We start from the raw sequence: 19,791 nt of genomic DNA on the forward strand, positions 1-19,791 counted from the left end.
GCTTGCGCCGTCCCCCTCCCGTTGAGTAAGTCTTTCCTCCCATGGCGCGGTTCATTTTTATCACCGGCGGCGTGGTCTCCTCGCTTGGCAAAGGTTTGATGGCGGCTAGCCTCGCGGCCTTGTTGCAGGCGCGTGGCTATCGTGTCCGTATCCGCAAGTTCGATCCCTATCTGAACGTCGACCCCGGCACGATGTCGCCGTACCAGCATGGCGAGGTCTATGTGACCGACGACGGCGCCGAAACCGACCTTGATCTGGGCCATTACGAACGGTTTACCGGGGTTGCGGCGCGGCAGAGCGACAACATCACCTCCGGCCGCATCTATCAGCAGATCATCACCAAGGAACGCCGCGGCGATTATCTGGGCGCGACGGTGCAGGTCGTCCCGCACGTCACCGACGCGATCAAGGCATTCGCGCGCGCCGAACTCGACGACCTGGATTTCGTGCTGTGCGAAATCGGCGGCACGGTGGGCGACATCGAATCGCTGCCGTTCATCGAGGCGATCCGCCAGCTGCGTAACGAAGAGGGGCGCGACAAGACCTTGTCGGTCCACGTCACTTTGGTGCCCTATATCGCGGCGGCGGGTGAATTGAAGACCAAGCCGACCCAGCATAGCGTGCGCGAACTCGCCTCGCTGGGCGTGCAGCCCGAGATCCTGCTCTGCCGCTGCGAACGGCCGCTGCCCGAGGGCGAGCGCGCCAAGATTGCGCAATTCTGCAACGTGCGCAAAGAAGCGGTGATCCCGGCGCTCGACGCCGACAGCATCTATTCGGTGCCCGTGCAATATCATGGCGAAGGGCTCGACAATGAAGTGTTGCGGCATTTCGGCATCCACGACGCCCCCGCGCCCGACCTGTCGCGCTGGTACGACATCATGGACCGCAAGCAGCATCCCGAGGGCGAGGTCACGATCGGCGTCGTCGGCAAATATGTGTCGTTGCCCGATGCCTATAAGTCGCTGAACGAGGCGCTGGTCCACGGCGGCATGGCGCACCGGGTCAAGGTCAATATCCGCTGGCTCGATGCCGAAATGTTCGAGCGCGACGAGGATCTGGCCGCGAACCTCGAGCCGCTGCACGGCATTTTGGTGCCCGGCGGGTTCGGCGAGCGCGGGTCCGAGGGCAAGATTTCGAGCGTGCGTTTTGCGCGCGAACGCGGCGTGCCGTTCTTTGGCATCTGTTTGGGGATGCAGATGGCGTGCATCGAGGGCGCGCGGAACACCAGCGGCATTGCGGATGCGTCGAGCACCGAATTCGGGCGCACCGACGAGCCCGTCGTCGGCATGATCACCGAATGGATGAGCGCCGAAGGACTGCAAAAGCGCGGCGCCGATACCGACATGGGCGGCACGATGCGGCTGGGCGCTTATGAAGCGAAACTGTCGCCGAACAGCCATGTCGCGGCGGTCTATGGCGCGAGCGACATCAGCGAGCGCCACCGCCACCGTTACGAGGTCAACGGCGCCTATCGCGACCGGCTGGAGAAGGGCGGGCTGGTGTTTTCGGGCATGTCGCCCGACGGCATGCTGCCGGAAATCGTTGAGCGGCCCGACCATCCGTGGTTTATCGGGGTCCAGTTCCATCCCGAGCTCAAATCGAAGCCGTTCGACCCGCATCCCTTGTTCGCGGGTTTCATCGAAGCGGCGGTGAAGCAGAGCCGGCTGGTTTAACGGTTCGACAAAGGGGTTTAGGGGCATGGATCACGCAAGACTCGCCGAGTTGCAGGGCCCCGACAGCATCTTTTCCGGCCTGTCGGTCGAAGATTGGGCCGAAATCGCCAGCCGCGCGGTGCAGGTCAATTTCGTCAAGGGCAAGGAATTGCTCGTCCAGGGCGATCCGGGCGACATGATGTTGATCCTGACGCAGGGCACTGCGCGCGTGTCGATGCTGACCGGCGGCGGGCGCGAAATCGTGCTCGCCTATGCCGAGCCCGGCGCGGTGCTGGGCGAGATCGCGCTGCTCGACGGCGGCGAACGTACCGCATCGGTGACCGCGACGAGCGCCGGGAGCGCTCTGCAACTCGGCCGCAACGCGCTCAAGGATTTTGCCGCGAGCCATCCCGAATTTGCCTGGTCGTTGATGCAGCAGCTCGCGCGGCGGCTGCGCACCGCCGACCAGACGATCGAAAGCGACCGCGCCTATGCGTCGGGGCCGCGGCTGGCGCGCTATCTGAAACGGCTGATCCGCAAGGATGTCGAGGCGTCGCATCGCGTCGAGCTGAGCCAGACCGAACTCGGCAATTTTGCGGGGATGAGCCGCGAACATATCAACCGCCAGCTGCGCAGCTGGGAGGAATCGGGGGTGATCTCGCTCGAGCAGGGGCGGGTGCGGGTGCTCGATACCGATATGCTCGAGGATATTAGCGAGAGCGAGGGGTAGGGCGGGCAGGTCGCCCCCGCGAAGGGCGTTTCAGAGTCACGTGCCTCTGAACGCGGCCGCTGTCGGTTTACGCTACCGATACCGGATCAGGCCTCCAGCGACCCCCGCCTTCGCGGGGGGCGACGCTTCGCGCCTGAATCACAACGCCCGGGCCTCGCTTTGCGAAACCCGGGCGCCTGTGACGAACACACGCCATCCCCCTTTGTTGCAGGCCCGGCGAAAGGCCTGCACTCCCTGGAACCGGGCCTTGGGGCCGCTTGATCCAGAAGTCATCGGGCTAGGCGCAAGGGCGCGGTTTGTCACGCTGCGCAAGCCATTGGGCGGCGCTTTTGACCCTCGCTGTGGCCGATGTGCAACATATTCTGCGACTCGCTCGCAAAAAACGCGCAGGCCCGCGCCCATTGCCAGCGCAGTCAGTGCTGCGTAAAGCGGCGGCATGCGTGTCATTCCCCATGCGCCGCAAAGGCCCACCGCCCCATGATCCTGCGTCCTTACGAACGCACCATCTTCAAACGCTATCTGCTGCCCCATCGCGGCGAAGGGTTTATCTTCGTGGCGGCGGCGTTCAGCTTTACGGCCGTCATGCTCGGCGTTGCGACGCTGGTGATCGTGATGAGCGTGATGAACGGCGTGCGCGCCGACCTGTTCGACAAGATCGTCGGGCTTAATGGTCATGCGGTGGTGCAGGGCTTTGGCGGGCGGCTCGACGACTGGCGCGATGTGCTGAAGCACGCGAAGGCGACGCCCGGCGTCGTGTCGGCGACCCCGCTGATCGAACAGCCGTTGCTCGCGACCTTTGGCGGGCGGGTCGAGGGTATATTGGTGCGCGGCATGACGGTGCCCGACATCCGCAACAACCAGACGCTGGGCGGCAAGGTGTTGCAGGGCAATCTCGACACGCTCACGCCCAATGCCGGCAATGTCGCGATCGGCAGCGAACTCGCGCGCAACCTCGGCGCGTCGGTGGGGTCGAACCTGACGATCATCAATCCGCAAGGGCGGCCGACGCCGTTCGGCACGGTGCCGCGCGAGATCAGTTACCGCGTGACCGCGGTATTCGAGATCGGGGTCTATGATTTCGACAAAATGTACGTGGTAATGCCGATGGAGGATGCGCAATTGCTGCTGCTATCGGGTGACCAGATCGGGATGATCGAGGTGAAGGTTACCGACCCCGACAGGGTCGGCGAGATATTGCGGCCCCTGACCGAGAAGGTTGCGGCGCAGGCGGTCGTATCCGACTGGCGGTCGATGAACAGTGCGCTGTTCGAGGCGCTGTCGATCGAGCGCGCGGCAATGTTCCTTATCCTGTCGCTGATCATCCTCGTCGCCAGCTTCAATATCGTTTCGTCGTTGATTATGCTCGTTCGCGCCAAGACGCGTGACATGGCGATATTGCGGACGATGGGCGCACCGCGCGATGCAGTCATGCGCATATTTATCGCTATCGGGCTATCGATCGGCGTGACCGGAACCGTCGTCGGCATGATGTTCGGTTTCGGGATCCTCTATTTCCGCCAGCCGGTGCAGCGCGGAATTGAATATCTCACGGGTCAGCCCCTTTGGGATCCGTCGATCCGTTTCCTCACCGAATTGCCAGCAAAGCCGGATCCGTTCGAAATTATCGGCATCGCCACGATGGTCATCGTTTTCAGCTTCCTCGCGACGCTCTATCCCGCGTTCAAGGCGGCGAACACCGACCCGGTGCAGGTGCTGCGTTATGAGTGACATGATCCTCGAACTGACCGCGCTCAAGCGCAGTTTTACGCAGGGCGATATCATGATCGAGGTGCTGCGCGGGGTCGACGCCCACCTGAAACGCGGCGAGATCGTCGCGTTGCTCGGCCCGTCGGGGTCGGGCAAGTCGACGATGCTCCAGGCGGTCGGGCTGCTCGAAGGCGGGTTTCAGGGCAGCATCCGTATCGACGGCCATGACGTCACCGATTATGATCAGGGCGAGCGAACCAGGACGCGGCGCGAGAAGATCGGCTTCGTCTATCAGTTCCACCATCTGCTCCCCGATTTCAACGCGATCGAGAATGTCGTGCTGCCGCAGCTGATCCGCGGGACGGCGCAGGCCGACGCCGAGGAACGCGCCGCCGACCTGCTCGGGCGGCTGGGGCTGGGCGAGCGGTTGCATCACAAGCCGAGCAAGCTGTCGGGCGGCGAGCAACAGCGCGTCGCGGTGGCGCGCGCGCTGGCGAACCGGCCGCTGCTGGTGCTGGCCGACGAACCGACGGGCAATCTGGACGAGGCGACCGCCGACCGGGTGTTCGACCAGTTCGTTTCGCTGGTGCGCGATCATGGATCGGCAGCGCTGGTCGCGACGCACAACGAACGGCTCGCGGCGCGGATGGACCGCGTGCTGCGCTTGCATGACGGACGGATAGCGGCGTAGGCTGGGCGCGGGCAGGGGAGCGCGCATGATCGGGTACAGACTGTTTTCGCTGATCATGCTGTCGCTGACCGTCGCCGCGCCGCCGGTGTCTGCCCAATCGCCGCCGCCACCCCCGCCACCGCTGCCGATGCCGGCGTCACCCGCGCCTCCCCCGCCGCCGCCGATGGCGCCGCCGCCCCCGCCGGTGCAGCCGGCCTGCGCAGCGCCGGAGTATCGTGCGTTTGACTTCTGGGTCGGCGAATGGGACGTTTATCCCAACGGTGCCGCAACGCGGGTGGCGACGAGCAGCATCGAGGCGATGTTTACGGGCTGTGCGATCCGTGAGACGTGGAAACCGCTGAACGGCGGCGGCGGCGGATCGTTCAGCCATTATGACGGCGAGCGGCGGCACTGGCGCCAGATGTGGGTCGACAGCAGCGGCGCGCGGGTCGATTTCGATGGCGGCCCGGCGGGCGGCGCGATGATACTGACCGGCCATTGGGCGAATGTCGTCGCCAAGGGGCAGGACGGGCTGATCCGCATGACCTATAGCAAGCAGCCCGATGGATCGGTGCGCCAGCATGGCGAGCAATCGACCGACCATGGCCTGACATGGGCGACCAGTTTCGATTTTATCTACAGACCGCAAAAAGCGGGGGAGAAACGACCATGAGTATATATGATTTTTCGGCGCCGCTGCCCGGCGGGGCGAGCCAGTCGATGGCGGATTATCGCGGCAAGGTGCTGCTGATCGTCAACACCGCGTCGAAGTGCGGGTTTACGCCGCAATATGAAGGATTGGAGGAGCTATACCGCGATTACAAGGATCGCGGGTTCGAAGTGCTGGCCTTTCCGTGCAACCAGTTCGGGGCGCAGGAGCCGGGCGATGCGGCCGAGATCGCGAATTTCTGTTCGCTGACCTATGACGTCAGCTTTCCGGTGATGGCGAAGATCGAGGTCAATGGCGACGGCGCCGACCCGATCTTCAAACATCTGAAGCAGGAAAAGACAGGGCTGCTAGGCAGCGGGATCAAGTGGAATTTCACCAAGTTCCTGGTCGGGCGCGACGGCAAGGTGGTGTCGCGGCATGCGCCGACAACGAAGCCTGAGCAGTTGCGGAAAGAGATTGAGGAATTGCTGGGTTGATTTCTAAAAGCCCCTCCCCTTCAGGGGAGGGGTTGGGGTGGGGTCTGTCGGGTTGGCCCAAGGCCGCGAAACCCCACCCGCTGCGACTAAGCAGCAAGCTGCCAAGTCTCGCGGCCCTCCCCTGAAGGGGAGGGCGTAATGAAGCCTTCCCCGAATCGTCACATATGCCTAGCGTCCCCGCCATGGCCTACAGCCCCTTTGTCCCCCTGCGCGTCTTTTCCAGCTATACGATGCTGGAGGGGGCGATCGAGCCGAAAGCGATTGCCAAGGCCGCGCGTGAGCGTGGGTTTCCGGCGATTGCGATCTGCGACCGCAACGGGCTGTACGGCGCGATGGCGTTTGGCGAGGCGTGCAAGGCGGCGGGGGTGCAGCCGATCGTCGGCGCGCTGCTCAGCGTCGCACGGCCGGGGCAGCGGCTGGCGAACGGCGCGCCGCTGATCGACTGGCTGGCGCTGTTTGCGCAGGACGAGGCGGGTTACAATAATCTGTGTGCCCTGGTGTCGGCGGCGCATCTCGGGCGGCCGGTCGAGCAGGAACCGCATGTATTGCTGTCCGACATGGCGGGCAAGACCGACGGGCTGATCTGCCTGACCGGCGGCGGCGAAGGCGCGCTCGCCCGGTTGCTGGCGGGCGAGCAGCAGAGCGCGGCGGAGGATTATGTCGAGCAACTCGAAGCGCTGTTCGGCGGGCGTCTCTATATCGAATTGTCGCGGCGCGGCGATCAGGTCGAAATGGCGGCCGAAAATGCGCTGATCGACCTGGCCTATACGCGTGCGTTGCCGATCGTTGCGACCAATCCGGCCAATTTCGTCGAGCCGCAATTCCATCCCGCGCATGATGCGATGCTGTGCATCGCGCAATCGGCCTATGTCGAAAGCGAAGATCGCCGGGTGTCGAGCCCCGAGGCGTGGCTGAAGCCCGCCGAGGCAATGGAGGATGCGTTTTCGGACCTGCCCGAAGCGATGCGCAACAGCCTGACCATCGCGCAGCGCTGTGCGTTCATGGCGCCGAAGCGCGCGCCGATCCTGCCGAGCCTGGCGGGCGACCGCGAGGGTGAGGCGGCGCAGCTGAAGGCCGATGCGCATGCCGGGCTGGCGGCGCGACTGGCGCTCTATCCGGACCTAGGCGATGACGATCGGCAAGCCTATGTGGCGCGGCTCGACTTCGAGGTCGACGTCATCACCCAGATGGGCTTTCCCGGCTACTTCCTGATCGTTGCCGACTTCATCAAATGGGCGAAGGCGCACGATATTCCGGTCGGTCCGGGGCGTGGTTCGGGCGCGGGCAGCGTCGTCGCCTGGGCGCTGACGATCACCGACCTCGATCCGCTGAAACTCGGGCTGCTGTTCGAACGCTTCCTCAATCCCGAGCGCGTGTCGATGCCCGACTTCGACATCGATTTCTGCGAAACGCGGCGCGGCGAGGTGATCCGCTATGTGCAGGAAAAATACGGCCGCGACACCGTCGCGCAGATCATCACCTTCGGAAAACTGAAGGCGCGCGCGGTGCTGAAGGACACCGGGCGCGTGCTGCAGATGAGCTATGGCCAGGTCGACCGGCTGGCGAAGCTGGTACCCAACCATCCGACCGATCCGTGGACGCTCGAACGCGCACTCAACGGCGTCAGCGAGCTGATGACCGAATATAAGCAGGACGACGGGGTGCGCCGCCTGTTCGACATGGCGCGCCAATTGGAAGGCCTGCCACGCCACAGTTCGACCCACGCCGCGGGCGTGGTGATCGGCGACCGCCCGCTCGACCAGCTTGTCCCGCTCTATCGCGACCCGCGCTCGGATATGCCAGTGACGCAGTTCGACATGAAATATGTCGAGACCGCGGGGCTGGTGAAGTTTGACTTCCTCGGGTTGAAAACGCTCTCCGTGCTGAAGGAGGCGAAGCGGCTGCTCGCGCTGCGCGGTATCGACGTCGATCTCGACGCGCTGCCGTGGGAGGATGAGGCGGCGACGCCGAAGGTCTATGAGCTGCTCCAACGCGGTGAGACGGTCGGGGTGTTCCAGCTGGAATCCGAAGGGATGCGGCGGACGCTGTCGGCGGTGAAACCGACCAATTTCGGCGACATCATCGCGCTCGTCGCCCTGTACCGTCCGGGGCCGATGGACAATATCCCGCTGTTCGGCGCGCGCAAGAACGGGCGCGAGCCGATCGCCTATCCGCACCCGCTGCTCGAAGGCATTCTTGCCGAAACCTATGGCATCTTCGTCTATCAGGAACAGGTGATGCAGGCGGCGCAGATCCTGGCCGGCTACAGCCTCGGCGGCGCCGACTTGCTGCGCCGCGCGATGGGCAAGAAGGTCCAGGCCGAAATGGACGCGCAGCGCGACACCTTTGTCAAAGGGTGCGGCGAGCATAACCAGATCGACGCGAAGGTGGCGAACGAGCTGTTCGATTTGATCGACAAGTTCGCAGGCTATGGCTTCAACAAGAGCCACGCCGCCGCCTATGCCTTGCTGTCGTATCAGACGGCGTGGTTGAAGGCGCATCATCCGCACGAGTTTTTCGCGGCATCGATGTCGTTCGACAGCCACCAGACCGACAAATTGTCGATCTTTATCGACGACATGCGCCGGTCGAGCATCGCGGTCGCGCCGCCATCGATCAACGAGAGCGAGGCCGATTTTTCGGTCGGGCAGAGCGGCGACGAACTGGCGGTGCGCTTCGCGCTCGGGGCGTTGAAAGGCGTTGGCGAACGGGCGATGGAAGCGCTGGTCGCCGAGCGGCGCGCGCGCGGCGATTTTGCCAGCCTTGATGACTTTGCGAACCGGATCGACCCCAAGCTGCTCAACCGGCGCCAGATCGAGGCGCTGGCGGGGGCGGGGGCGTTCGACGCGATCGAGCCGAACCGTCCGCGCGCCTATGCCGGGGCCGAAGGCCTGCTCGCCTGCGCCAATTCGTCGGCGCACGAGCGGTCGACCGGGCAGGGCGGGCTGTTCGGCGGCGACGTCGACGTCGCGCCGGTGTTGCAATTGCCGACCGCCGAGCCCTGGACGCTGGCCGAGCGGATGACGCGCGAAAAGGAAGCGTTCGGATTCTATTTTTCGTCGCACCCGGTCGAGCAATATGAAGCGATCGTCGCGGCGCGCGGGGCGCGGACCTATGGCGACATCTGTAGCCAGGTCGAAATGTCGCCGGGAACACGCATCCCGATGATCATGGCGGGAATGGTCGAAAACGCCAAAGCGCGGGTGTCGCAGCGCGGCAACCGGTTCCTGAACCTGACGCTGTCTGACCGCAGCGGGCAATTTCAGTCGAGCTGTTTCGACGAGCAGACGTGCAAGTTACTGGAAACGCTGGCCGTCGATGGCGGCTGCGCGATCCTGTCGGTCGAGCTCGACCTGCTCGAAGGCGAAGAAACGCCGCGCGTCACGGTGCGCGGGGCGCAGCCGCTGGCGGAGATTGCGGCGACCGCAGCGCTGGAGCTGACCTGCCGCGTCGCGCTGCCCGAGGCGATCGCCGAGATGGCGCGCCTGCTGGAAAGGCGCGACGACGCGCGCGGACGGGTGATTATCGTGACGGAAGATGCGGCGACCGGTGATGACATTCGCATCAATCTGGGTCGCGGCTTTGCGTTGGGCCCCGATGTCGTCGCGCGGCTCGAGACGGTCGCGGGGATCACCGAAGCCGCGCTGTCACTGGTCACGCCGCGCGATTTTCGGACGCGCTAATCCCGCTTCGCGCTTGCGCGACATGCGTTCCTCGCCTTATTCCTCGAAAAAAATATGAGAGGAATGTTCAGATGTCCGGAATGCAAAGCCAGCCGCTGCTGGTCACCAGCCTGATCGATCACGCCGCGCGCGAACATGCGGGACGCGAAATCGTGTCGCGCTGGGCCGACGGCAGCGTGACCCGATCGAACTGGGGCGAGGTCGGGCATGATGCGCGCCGCTTTGCTGCGGCGATGGCGCGGCTGGGCATGACCAAGGGCGACCGCATCGCGACGCTGGCGATGAACCACGGCCATCACCTGGTCAGCTGGTACGGCAGCGCGGGCATCGGCGGGGTGCTGCACACGGTGAACCCGCGATTGTTCGACGAGCAGCTGGTCTATATCATCAACCATGCTGAGGACCGCGTGCTGCTGTTCGACGCGATGTTCCTGCCGATCGTCGAGCGGCTGCGCGGCGAGTTGACCTCGGTCGAGCATTTCATCCTGTTCGATGCCCCGGCACAGGGCGACTATAAGTCGTATCGCGACCTGATCGATGCCGAGGATGGCAGCTTTCAGTGGGTCGAGCTCGACGAGCGCGACCCGGTCGGGCTGTGCTACACCAGCGGCACGACGGGCAATCCCAAGGGCGTGCTGTACGAGCATCGCTCGAACGTCATCCATGCGATTACCGAGATTCAGCCCGACGTGTTCGACATGTCGAACCGCAGCGTGATCCTGCCGATCGTGCCGATGTTCCACGCCAACAGCTGGGGCATCCCCTTTGCCGCGGCGACGGTGGGGGCGAAGCTGGTCTTTTCGGCCACCAACGATGCCGCGGTGCTGTGCGACCTGATGCACGGCGAAGGCGTGACGCACAGCGCCGGGGTGCCGACGGTGTGGATCGCGATGTTCGCGCATATGGACGCGACCGGCATCGATTATGGCAAGCTGCACCGCGTCATCATCGGTGGGTCGGCGTGCCCGCGCGCGATGATCGAACGCTTCATGTGCGCCGGGATCGACGTCGGCCATGCCTGGGGGATGACCGAAACCAGCCCGATCGGGACGATGGGCAAGCGCCCGTGGAACTGGGACGAGATGAGCTTTGACGAACGCGTCGATGTCGTCGCGCGGCAGGGATGCCCGCCGTTTGGCGTCGAGCTGCGCATCGTCGATGATGAAGATAATGAACTGCCGCGCGACGGGGTGACGAGCGGGCGGCTGCAATGCCGCGGGCCGTGGATCATCCAACGCTATTTCCGGGCGGATAGCGACGCCGCGGATGCCGACGGCTGGTTCGACACCGGCGACGTGTCGGTAATCCACCCCGACGGGGTCATGCAGATCACCGACCGCGCGAAGGATGTGATCAAGTCGGGCGGCGAATGGATCAGCTCGATCGAACTGGAAAATGCCGCGGTCGGCGCGCCGGGGGTGCAGGAAGCGGCGGCGGTCGGGGTCTATCACCCCAAATGGGACGAACGGCCGATCCTGCTGATCGTCAAGAAACCGGGCGCCGAGGTGAGCGAAGCGAGCGTCGTCGAATACCTGAAGGACAAGATCGCCAAATGGTGGCTGCCCGACGAGGTCGTGTTCGTCGACGAGTTGCCGCACACCGCGACAGGCAAGATTTTGAAGCGGCAGATCCGCGATGATTACAAGGATTATAAGCTGAAGTCGTTGGCCGAGGCCTAAAACAGCTCCATCTGTCCGTCCCGCTCGGGCGGTTTGAACAAATCCGACCGTAGCGGCGGGAAGCGGCGGTCCATGCCATGTTCGCTTGCGGCGCGTTTGACGCGGGTGCGGATCAGCTGGGCCCAGACGCCCTGGCCCTTCATCCGCGTAAAGAACCCCGCGTCATTGTCGCGGCCGCGGCGGATGTCCTGGACCATGTGCATCACCTTGTCGGCGCGGTCGGGATAATGGGCGGCGAGCCAGGCGCGGAACAGCGGCGCGACCTCGAACGGCAGGCGCATCAGGATGTAGGAGGCGCGGATCGCGCCGGCCTGTGCCGCGCCGGCCATGATCGCTTCAATCTCGTGATCGGTGATCGCGGGAATGATCGGCGAGATATTGACCTGTGTCGGCACCCCGGCATCGATCAGCTGGCGGATCGCGGCGAGGCGGCGTTTGGGGTGCGGCGCGCGGGGTTCGAGGGTGCGCGCGAGGGCGGGGTCGAGCGTCGTGACCGAAATCGCGACCCCGACCAGATTGTCGCGCGCCATCGCTGCGAGCAGATCGATGTCGCGCAGCAGCCGGTCGGATTTGGTGGTGATGAGCAGCGGGTGGCGCGTTTCGGCGAGCACCTCGATCACCGACCGGGTGATGCCCCATTCGCGCTCGATCGGCTGGTAGCCGTCGGTGTTGGTGCCGATCGCGAGAGGGGCGGCGCTGTAACCGCGCTTCGCCAGCTCGGCGCGCAGCAGCTTTGCCGCGTCGGGTTTGGCGAACAGGCGGCTTTCGAAATCGAGGCCGGGGGACAGGTCGTGGAAGGCGTGGGTCGGGCGCGCGTAGCAATAGATGCAGCCATGCTCGCAGCCGCGATAGGGGTTGATCGAGCGGTCGAAACCGATGTCGGGCGAGTTGTTGCGCGCGATGATCGTCTTGGGGTGTTCGACGGTGACCGTGGTGCGCAGCGGCGGCGGGGCGCCGTCGACCAGTTCGGCGGTGTCGAGCCAGTCGCCGTCGGCTTCGCGGTCGAGCGATCCGGTGCGGGTCGGGCGCGGGTTGGCGGGGGCGCCGCGGCCAGAGATCGGGGGGAGGGGCTTGGCTTGTTCCACCGAGCGGTGTTAGCCCTCCAAGCGGAACAAATAAAGAACATTAATTCTTCGCCGGGATGACGAATATAAAGATTATTCCATCAACCGCGGCATCAGTTCGACGAAATTGCAGGGCTTGTGGCGGCTGTCGAGCTGGGTCGAGAGTATCCCCTCCCACGCGTCGGTCACCGCCCCGGTCGAACCCGGAAGCGCGAAGATGTAGGTGCCGCGGGCGACGATGGCGCAGGCGCGCGACTGGATCGTCGAGGTGCCGATCGTCTGGTAGCTGAGCCAGCGGAACAGTTCGCCGAACCCCGGAATGTCCTTGCCGTCGAGCCGGTGCAGCGCCTCGGGGGTCACATCGCGGCCAGTGAGGCCGGTGCCGCCGGTGGTGATGACGACGTCAACCTCGGGATCGTCGATCCAGTTGTGGAGGCGCGAGACGATCAGGTCGGTTTCGTCGCGGATGATCGCGCGCGCGGCGAGGATATGCCCCGCGGCGGTCAGCAGGTCTGCGAGCTTGTCGCCCGAGCGATCCTCGGCGGCGCTGCGGCTGTCCGAAATCGTCAGCAGCGCGATGCGAACTGGTTTGAAAGGGAGGCTTTCGTCAATCGGCATTGGCGAGGCCGCCCGCCCAGGTCAGGCGGATGCGATCCTTGCCGTCGGGGAAGCGCGGCATTTTGCCCTGCGCCAGCGCGGCGCGGCTGTCCGACGGTTTGCCCTGCTGCGCCTCGTACATCCAGTAATTGCGCAGCACGATGCCGACATAGCCGCGCGTTTCCCAATAAGGGATCGATTCCATGTAAAGCAGGGGGTCGCCGCCATCGCGGATTTCCGACTGCCAGCGCGCGATCGGCGTCGGGCCGGCGTTATAGGCGGCAATGACCTTGAGCAATTGGCCGCCGGTCGAGCTGTCCTTGCTGAGATATTGCAGATAGCGCTGGCCGAAATCCATGTTGACCGCGGGGGTCTTGAGGTCGCCGGGGCCGCGTCCGTCGCCACCCCAGCGCGCCAGATCGGATGCGGTGCCCGGGCGGACCTGCATCAGCCCGGTGGCGCCCGCCGGGCTGACCGCGGTGCGCTGGAAGCGCGATTCCTGAAGCGTGTGGGCAAAGACGAGCGCCGGATCGACCTTCCACCCGCCATTGGGTTCCCATTTGGGCTGCGGGTAGCGCGCCTGCGCCGCGGGCTTGCGTCCCTGTGGGGTGTTATGGGCGAGGTAGAGCTGGGTTTCGGGCAGGCTGAGCGCCCCGGCGATGCCGAGCAATTGCTCGTGCTGGCGCGCGTCACCGATCCGCGCCTGATGGCGCAGCACCGCGTCGGCATATTTATCCTCGCCAATTTCCGACAGCGCCATCGCGGTGCGGACATTCGGCAGGTCGGCGAGCGCGCGCCACGCGCTGCGATCGGCGCGCAGGCTCTCGCGCTGGCTGTTCGTTTCGACCCCCAGCGTTTCGACCGCGAGCAGGCCGTAGAAGGTTTCTTCGTTGGCGGCGGCAGCGCGCAGGCGCGATTGCACCGATGCAGGTTCGCCGGCAGCGATCGCGGCGCGCGCCGACCAATAATAAGCGGCGGCGCGCAATTCGCTGTCGGGGGCTTCGCGCGCGACCCGGTCGAAGGCGGTCAGCGCAGTGCGATAATCGCGGGTGCGCCACGCGGCGAGCCCCTGGACCCATGCGCCCTGCGTCGACCAGGCGCTGCGGCCGCCCGAACATTCGGCGGCGAGGCGCAGCGCGTTGGCGTCGTCATTTTCGATATAATAGGACCAGGCAACCTTCTGGCGCCATTCGTCGCGCGCTTCGGGGGTCAGCCGGTCGGCGACCGCATTGAGCAAAGCTTCGGCGCCTGCGGGATCGTCGTTCTTGATCCGGTCGGGGATGGTGCGGGTGAGCGCTGCGGCGGCAGGGTCGCTGCTGACCGCATCGGCGCCGAGGCGGCGCGGCGCGCTGCCGGCCCAGGCGAGGCGGGCTTGCAGCGGCAGGCTTGGCAGGTCGGTCGCGCCGCGTTTGGCCGCGAGGCGGCCGAGCTGTGCGGCCTGCGGCAAATAGGGCGAGCGCGACAGGATTGGCACGATGTCGGCGACCTCGGCGCGCGGGCTGCCCGCCGCGGTGAGCAGCTCGGCGCGCAGGAAGTCGGCAAGCGGGCCCCCCTTTGCGTCGGCGTCGGCGCCGTCGAGCAGCGCCTTTGCGTCGGTCCAGCGCTGGCCGCGGATCGCGGTCAGCACCTGCGTGTAAAGCTGTTTCTGTTTCGACGACAAAATGTCAGGCACCGTTTGTGGCGCCGACGCCAGATCACGGCTGCTGGCATCGGCGGCCCATGCGGGCATCGCGCCGACGGCGGCTGCCAATATCGCGCCTGAAATGAAGGTCTTGGTCATCATTTTCATCTGTCAACGTCCCCGGTTGAACAGTTTCAGGCTGTCCCAGGCCGCCGCCTTTTGCGCGGGCCGGGCCAGGAGCATCGCGGGATGCGCCACTGCCACTGTCGCCACCTTGCCGCCTTCTTGGTTAATATCGAGTAACTTCCCGCGCGTGTCGGGCAATTCGCTTGCTGCGGCCATGCGGACGATGTCGCCGCCGATCAGCAGCAGCCGTCCCGGGTTCGCCAGCCGCAGATGGTGCCACAGCAACCGGTCGAGTTCGGCCGCCTCGTCGCCGTCGCAGCGGCCGCCCGCGGGGCGGGTGACCGCAAGGCTGGCGACATAGCAGTCGGCGCGCGCGGTTCCGATCGCGAGCAGCATTGCGTCGAGCAGCTGTCCCGCGGCGCCGGTGAACAGCGCGGCATCGCGCTGGTCGTCGATTTCGGGCCAGGCGGTGAGCAGCATCAGCGGGGCGCCCGCCCGTCCGACCGGCAGCACACGGCGCGCATCCCACTGGCTGCCCGGCACGTCGGCGCCGGTCGCCAGCCATTGCTGGAAATCGTCCCAGTCGTCGGGAAAGACCACGGGGCCTTTCGTTTCAGCGGGTTGCGGGGCTTCCTTGCGCTGCAGCGCGGCGGGCAGCGGCGCCAGCTCGGGTTCGGATGCGGCGGCCGTTTTGGGCCTGGGTGCCGCGGCGTCATTCGCGGGCGGCAGGACGAGCCAACCCGCCGGTTCCTCGCCGACCAGCGCATCGACGCCCGCCAGCGACCACCAGTCGCAAATGCTTTCCGCCAGCGCGGCTGATTGTGACCCACCCATATGAAATCTTCAAACAGGCAGTTGACGGACCCGTCAATTGGCGGGCATCGCAATTCGTGACAGAATGAGCGCCCGACGCGATGAACGTCGGCGCGGGGACGGCAGAAAGGTATTTGCGGTGAGCGAACGGGAATCGATGCCCTATGACGTGGTCATCGTCGGCGCAGGTCCGGCGGGGCTTTCGGCGGCGATCCGCCTCAAACAGCTGGCGAACGAGACGGGCAGCGAATTGTCGGTCTGCATCCTGGAAAAAGGGTCCGAGGTCGGCGCGCATATCCTGTCGGGGGCGGTGATCGATCCCAAGTCGCTCGATGAACTGCTCCCCGAATGGCGGACGCAGGGCTGCCCGATGGCCGAGGTGCCAGTGAACGACAACCAGCATTGGGTGCTGACCAAGACCAAGAAGTTCGGCATGCCCGAATTCATCACCCCGCCGTTCATGCACAATGTCGGCACCTATACCGGCAGTCTGGGCAATCTGTGCCGCTGGCTCGCCGAGCAGGCCGAGGGGCTGGGGGTCGAGATTTTCCCCGGCTTCCCGGCGGCCGAAATCCTCTACAACGACGATGGCTCGGTCAAAGGCGTCGCGACCGGCGACATGGGCGTCGCGCGCGACGGCAGCCACAAGGGCGATTATGCACCGGGGCTGGAACTCCATGCAAAATATACCTTTTTCGGCGAAGGGGTGCGCGGGCACCTGACCAAGATGCTCAAGCCGCAATTCGCGCTCGACAGTGATTGCGAGCCGCAGGTTTACGGCTTGGGGGTCAAGGAATTGTGGGACATCGATCCCGAAAACCACGCGCCGGGCCGGGTGATCCACACCCAGGGCTGGCCGCTCGACGAGAACGCCAATGGCGGCGGGTTCCTCTATCATCAGGCGAACGGACAGGTCGCGCTGGGCTTCGTCACCTGGCTCAATTACCGCAATCCGCACATCTCGCCGTTTCAGGAAATGCAGAAGTGGAAGACCCATCCCGCGATCGCCGCGATCCTGAAGGGCGGCAAGCGCGTGTCCTATGGCGCGCGCGCGATCAGCGACGGCGGCTATCAGTCGGTGCCGAAGCTAACGTTTCCGGGTGGCGCGCTGATCGGCGACAGCGCCGGTTTCCTCAACGTCCCGCGGATCAAGGGCACCCACACCGCGATGAAATCGGGGATGATGGCGGCGGAGGCGGCGTTTGCGGCGGTGATCGCCGGGCGGAGCGGCGATGTGCTCGATGCCTATCAGGCGGCCTATGACGCCAGCTGGGTCAAGAAAGAGCTGAGCGTGGTGCGCAACGTGCTGCCGCTCGTCGAAAAATGGGGCGATCTGGGCGGGACGATCCTGTCGGGGATCACGATGTGGCTCGAAACGCTCAAGATCAAAGTTCCGTTCACGATGAAGCATCATCCGGACAATGAGAGCCTGTACCGCGCCGACATGATGCCGAAGCCCGATTATCCGAAGCCCGACGGGGTGCTGACCTTTGACCGCCTGTCCTCGGTGTTCGTGTCGAACACCAACCATGAGGAGGATCAGCCGGTCCATTTGCAGCTGAAAGACCCGTCGATCCCGGTGGCGTACAACCTGCCAATGTATGACGAGCCCGCGCAGCGCTATTGCCCGGCGGGGGTTTACGAGATCGTCGGCGAGGCCGAGGGCGACCCCAAATTCGTGATCAACGCGCAGAATTGCGTCCATTGCAAGACGTGCGACATCAAGGATCCGACCCAGAATATCAACTGGGTCACCCCCGAAGGCGGCGGAGGCCCCAATTACCCGAACATGTAAGCTCGCGCGGGTTTTTCTGGCCGTCGGCGCGCTCGCGGCGACGGCGCCCGTGCAGGCTGCCGACGATGGCGGCGCGGCGCTGAACGCGCTGGTGCGGGCGCGGCTGGCCGAGGAGGGCGGCGAACCCGCGGCGGCGCTGGCGGCGCTGACCGATGTGTCGAGCCTGGCGCCGGGCCTGCCCGGGGTGCGCGGGCGGATATTGGAACAGGCGATCCAGGCCGGCGATCTGGCCGCGGCGCGCACCGCGGCGCTGCGGCTGTGGACCGCGGGCGACCGCCGTTTCGATGCCCAGCTGGTGCTGATGGTCGATGCGATGCGGCGATCAGACTGGAAGGCGGCACGCGACATCATGGCGGGGCGCGGCGACAAGACCGGCGCCGACACGATCGCGCGGCTGATCCTGCCGACGGGCAATGCGTGGATCGACGTCGGGGCGCGCGAAAAGCTGCCCGAACGGCATTTGCTGGCGGCGAACAACCGCACCCGCCCCGAACCGGCGCTGGCGTTGCAGGTGGCGCTGGTGCAGCTGGCGACGGCGCGCACCGCCCACGCCGTTGCGCTGGCCGACGACACGGTGCTGACCGATCGGACGAGCCAGCTGGTCGGGCTGCGCCTCGCGGCGACGCTGGACCGGGCGGGGCAGCGCGATACTGCCACCCGGCTGCGCGGCAAGATCGCGCTGGCGTCGGGGCAGCGCGAAGATCCGATGCTGTTGTTACCCGACCAGCCGGTATCGACCCCGCGTGCGGGGGTTGCCCAGTGGCTTGGGCTGCTCGCCGACGGGCTGGCGCGTACCCCGAACGGCAATAGTAAGGTGCCGCTGCTGTTCTCGCGCGCCGCCTTTTGGCTGAACGATCAGGATTGGGCGGTGCGCGCGACGCTGGTCGAAGCGCTCGATCGCAATGGCCAGCGCGGCGATGCGATGGTGCTGCTGGACAACGATCGCGCAGCGCTGCCGCCGGTGCTGGCGATGCGCCGCGCCGAACTGGTCGCCGATGCCGGCGACCTGCCGGGCGCCGCGAAGCTGGCAGAGGCAGCGGCCGCGGGCGATGCGCCGCGCAGCCTGCTCGTCCGGCTCGCCGGCATCGCGGGGCGCTCGAACGATCCCAAGGCCGCGGCGCGCGCCTATGAACGGCTGGAGGGCACGCTGGCCGACGGTGCCGACGATCGCGCGCTGCGCGGCACGTTGCTGATCGCGCGCGCCGAATTGCTGTTGCAGGCGGATCAATGGGACGCCGCGGCGCCGCTGATGGAAAAGGCGGTGGCGCTGCGGCCGGGCGACGCGGCGGTGCTCAATTTCGCGGGCTATTCGGCGCTCGAACGGCGCAAGGATGTCAAGCAATCGCTGGCGCGGATCGAGGCGGCGTGGGCACAGGAGCCGCAGAATGCCAGCATCACCGACTCGCTCGGCTGGGCCTATTTCCTGACCGGACGCACCGACGATGCGGTGGCGCTGCTGGAGAAAGCGCAGCGCGGCGAGCCGGCCAATGCGGTGATCGTCGAACATCTGGGCGACGCCTATTGGCAGGCGGGGCGCAAATTCCAGGCGCGCTACACTTGGCGCGCCGCGGCGCTGCTCGCCGAGGCGGAGATGGCGACGCGGCTGGCGGCGAAGCTGCGCGACGGGCTGACCGCGGCGACGACTGCGCCATGACCGAGGCGTTACAGGAAACCGGCTGGGCCAAGATCAACCTGGCCCTGCACGTGCGCGGTCGGCGCAGCGACGGTTATCACGACATCGAAACCTTGTTTGCGTTCGTCGACAGCGGCGACGGCATCGTCGCCGAGGTCGCCGACGCGGACAGCCTGGCGATCGTTGGCGAGTTCGCCGAGGGCTTGAGCACGGGCGCCGACAATCTGGTGTTGCAAGTGCTGGCGCTGCTGCGCGCGCGCTACGGCGCCGACCGGGTGCCGCCGCTGGCGGCGGTGCTGACCAAGCGGTTGCCGGTGGCGGCGGGCATCGGCGGCGGGTCGGCCGATGCCGCGGCGACGGCGCGGCTGGTGCGGCGCCATTTTCTGCCCGAGCTTGGCGATGCGACGCTGGCGCGGATCGTCAGCCCGCTCGGCGCGGATATTGCCGCGTGCGTCGCGAGCGCGACCTGCCTGGGGGTCGGGGTCGGCGAAGAATTGCGCGCGGTGCCCGACCTGCGGCTGGCGGGCACCCCGGTGCTGCTGGTCAACCCGCGCCAGCCGGTCGCGACGGGACCGGTGTTTGCCGCGTGGGACGGGATCGACCGCGGGCCGCTATATGGCGATCCGGCGGGGCGGGCGCAGCTGCTGGCGGCGCGCAACGATTTGCAGCGCGCGGCGATCGCGCAATGTCCCGCCATCGTCGATGTCCTGACCGAACTGGGCGCGCTCGGCCCCTGGCTGGCGCGGATGTCGGGTTCGGGGGCGACGTGTTTTGCGCTGTTCGACGCGCTGGCCGAACGCGACGCGGCGGCGGCGCGCCTGGCGCAAAGCCATCCGCACTGGTGGCAGCTGGCGGGCGCGCTGCGATGAGCAGCG

At 66.1% G+C, this 19,791-nt stretch carries 15 protein-coding genes; 11 read left to right on the plus strand and 4 right to left on the minus strand.

The genetic code is table 11. From position 1 onward, the window contains the following. Positions 1-41: 41 nt before the first annotated feature. The 8 genes from ACTIFP_RS04410 (at position 42) to ACTIFP_RS04445 (ending at position 11,267) form a co-directional block, all read left to right on the plus strand. Positions 42-1,673: a CTP synthase gene (locus ACTIFP_RS04410; protein WP_439567500.1), complete on the plus strand. Its 1,632-nt coding sequence runs from the start codon at positions 42-44 to the stop codon at positions 1,671-1,673. A gap of 25 nt (positions 1,674-1,698) precedes the next feature. Continuing rightward, on the plus strand, positions 1,699-2,382 hold the full coding sequence (locus ACTIFP_RS04415) for a Crp/Fnr family transcriptional regulator (RefSeq protein WP_439567501.1): 684 nt from the start codon (positions 1,699-1,701) through the stop codon (positions 2,380-2,382). A gap of 477 nt (positions 2,383-2,859) precedes the next feature. Beyond that, complete coding sequence (locus tag ACTIFP_RS04420; protein WP_439567502.1) at positions 2,860-4,110, plus strand: lipoprotein-releasing ABC transporter permease subunit; 1,251 nt, start codon at positions 2,860-2,862, stop codon at positions 4,108-4,110. Beyond that, complete coding sequence (locus ACTIFP_RS04425; RefSeq protein ID WP_439567503.1) at positions 4,103-4,780, plus strand: ABC transporter ATP-binding protein; 678 nt, start codon at positions 4,103-4,105, stop codon at positions 4,778-4,780. Before ACTIFP_RS04420 ends, ACTIFP_RS04425 begins: the two co-directional genes overlap by 8 nt. Before the next feature lie 25 nt (positions 4,781-4,805). Beyond that, positions 4,806-5,432 carry a hypothetical protein gene (locus ACTIFP_RS04430; protein ID WP_439567504.1) on the plus strand — a complete coding sequence of 209 codons (627 nt, stop codon included), beginning with the start codon at positions 4,806-4,808 and terminating at the stop codon, positions 5,430-5,432. After that, positions 5,429-5,905: a glutathione peroxidase gene (locus tag ACTIFP_RS04435; protein WP_439567505.1), complete on the plus strand. Its 477-nt coding sequence runs from the start codon at positions 5,429-5,431 to the stop codon at positions 5,903-5,905. Before ACTIFP_RS04430 ends, ACTIFP_RS04435 begins: the two co-directional genes overlap by 4 nt. 182 nt (positions 5,906-6,087) lie before the next feature. Beyond that, positions 6,088-9,588 (plus strand): DNA polymerase III subunit alpha, encoded by a 3,501-nt coding sequence (gene dnaE / locus ACTIFP_RS04440; RefSeq protein WP_439567506.1) that lies wholly within the window; start codon positions 6,088-6,090, stop codon positions 9,586-9,588. Between the two features lie 80 nt (positions 9,589-9,668). Then, the gene (locus ACTIFP_RS04445; RefSeq protein WP_439567804.1) at positions 9,669-11,267 is read left to right on the plus strand and encodes a long-chain fatty acid--CoA ligase; all 1,599 of its coding nucleotides are present in this window, start codon (positions 9,669-9,671) and stop codon (positions 11,265-11,267) included. Here ACTIFP_RS04445 and ACTIFP_RS04450 read toward each other — a convergent pair. The 4 genes from ACTIFP_RS04450 to ACTIFP_RS04465 form a co-directional block, all read right to left on the minus strand. After that, positions 11,264-12,352 carry a PA0069 family radical SAM protein gene (locus ACTIFP_RS04450; RefSeq protein WP_439567507.1) on the minus strand — a complete coding sequence of 363 codons (1,089 nt, stop codon included), beginning with the start codon at positions 12,350-12,352 and terminating at the stop codon, positions 11,264-11,266. The genes ACTIFP_RS04445 and ACTIFP_RS04450 overlap by 4 nt on opposite strands. A 72-nt stretch (positions 12,353-12,424) precedes the next feature. Beyond that, positions 12,425-12,949 carry a molybdenum cofactor biosynthesis protein B gene (moaB, locus tag ACTIFP_RS04455; protein ID WP_439567508.1) on the minus strand — a complete coding sequence of 175 codons (525 nt, stop codon included), beginning with the start codon at positions 12,947-12,949 and terminating at the stop codon, positions 12,425-12,427. Next, positions 12,939-14,717, minus strand: coding sequence for a transglycosylase SLT domain-containing protein (locus tag ACTIFP_RS04460; RefSeq protein WP_439567509.1), 1,779 nt, complete (start codon positions 14,715-14,717; stop codon positions 12,939-12,941). The genes moaB and ACTIFP_RS04460 overlap by 11 nt, the downstream gene beginning before the upstream one ends. Before the next feature lie 3 nt (positions 14,718-14,720). Continuing rightward, the gene (locus ACTIFP_RS04465) at positions 14,721-15,509 is read right to left on the minus strand and encodes a uracil-DNA glycosylase family protein (RefSeq protein ID WP_439567510.1); all 789 of its coding nucleotides are present in this window, start codon (positions 15,507-15,509) and stop codon (positions 14,721-14,723) included. A 118-nt stretch (positions 15,510-15,627) separates the two neighbouring features. Here ACTIFP_RS04465 and ACTIFP_RS04470 point away from each other — a divergent pair, with 118 nt between their 5' ends. Genes ACTIFP_RS04470 through ACTIFP_RS04480 form a run of 3 tightly spaced genes read left to right on the plus strand, consistent with a single transcriptional unit; the run spans position 15,628 to position 19,785 of the window. After that, positions 15,628-17,283 carry an electron transfer flavoprotein-ubiquinone oxidoreductase gene (locus ACTIFP_RS04470; RefSeq protein WP_439567511.1) on the plus strand — a complete coding sequence of 552 codons (1,656 nt, stop codon included), beginning with the start codon at positions 15,628-15,630 and terminating at the stop codon, positions 17,281-17,283. A gap of 49 nt (positions 17,284-17,332) precedes the next feature. Continuing rightward, entirely contained in the window at positions 17,333-18,937 is a 1,605-nt protein-coding gene (locus tag ACTIFP_RS04475; protein ID WP_439567512.1) for a tetratricopeptide repeat protein, read from the plus strand. Beyond that, complete coding sequence (locus tag ACTIFP_RS04480) at positions 18,934-19,785, plus strand: 4-(cytidine 5'-diphospho)-2-C-methyl-D-erythritol kinase (protein ID WP_439567513.1); 852 nt, start codon at positions 18,934-18,936, stop codon at positions 19,783-19,785. The genes ACTIFP_RS04475 and ACTIFP_RS04480 overlap by 4 nt, the downstream gene beginning before the upstream one ends. The last annotated feature ends 6 nt before the right edge of the window (positions 19,786-19,791 follow it).

It is taken from the genome of Sphingopyxis sp., assembly GCF_051861155.1.
Taxonomy (GTDB): Bacteria; Pseudomonadota; Alphaproteobacteria; order Sphingomonadales; family Sphingomonadaceae; genus Sphingopyxis.

Bases quoted from the DNA above. Each gene is read 5' to 3' on its own strand.
- ACTIFP_RS04410 (WP_439567500.1), top strand. From the start codon at position 42: ATGGCGCGGTTCATTTTTATCACCGGCGGCGTGGTCTCCTCGCTTGGC.
- ACTIFP_RS04415 (WP_439567501.1), top strand. From the start codon at position 1,699: ATGGATCACGCAAGACTCGCCGAGTTGCAGGGCCCCGACAGCATCTTT.
- ACTIFP_RS04420 (WP_439567502.1), top strand. From the start codon at position 2,860: ATGATCCTGCGTCCTTACGAACGCACCATCTTCAAACGCTATCTGCTG.
- ACTIFP_RS04425 (WP_439567503.1), top strand. From the start codon at position 4,103: ATGAGTGACATGATCCTCGAACTGACCGCGCTCAAGCGCAGTTTTACG.
- ACTIFP_RS04430 (WP_439567504.1), top strand. From the start codon at position 4,806: ATGATCGGGTACAGACTGTTTTCGCTGATCATGCTGTCGCTGACCGTC.
- ACTIFP_RS04435 (WP_439567505.1), top strand. From the start codon at position 5,429: ATGAGTATATATGATTTTTCGGCGCCGCTGCCCGGCGGGGCGAGCCAG.
- dnaE (WP_439567506.1), top strand. From the start codon at position 6,088: ATGGCCTACAGCCCCTTTGTCCCCCTGCGCGTCTTTTCCAGCTATACG.
- ACTIFP_RS04445 (WP_439567804.1), top strand. From the start codon at position 9,669: ATGCAAAGCCAGCCGCTGCTGGTCACCAGCCTGATCGATCACGCCGCG.
- moaB (WP_439567508.1), bottom strand. From the start codon at position 12,949: ATGCCGATTGACGAAAGCCTCCCTTTCAAACCAGTTCGCATCGCGCTG.
- ACTIFP_RS04460 (WP_439567509.1), bottom strand. From the start codon at position 14,717: ATGAAAATGATGACCAAGACCTTCATTTCAGGCGCGATATTGGCAGCC.
- ACTIFP_RS04465 (WP_439567510.1), bottom strand. From the start codon at position 15,509: ATGGGTGGGTCACAATCAGCCGCGCTGGCGGAAAGCATTTGCGACTGG.
- ACTIFP_RS04480 (WP_439567513.1), top strand. From the start codon at position 18,934: ATGACCGAGGCGTTACAGGAAACCGGCTGGGCCAAGATCAACCTGGCC.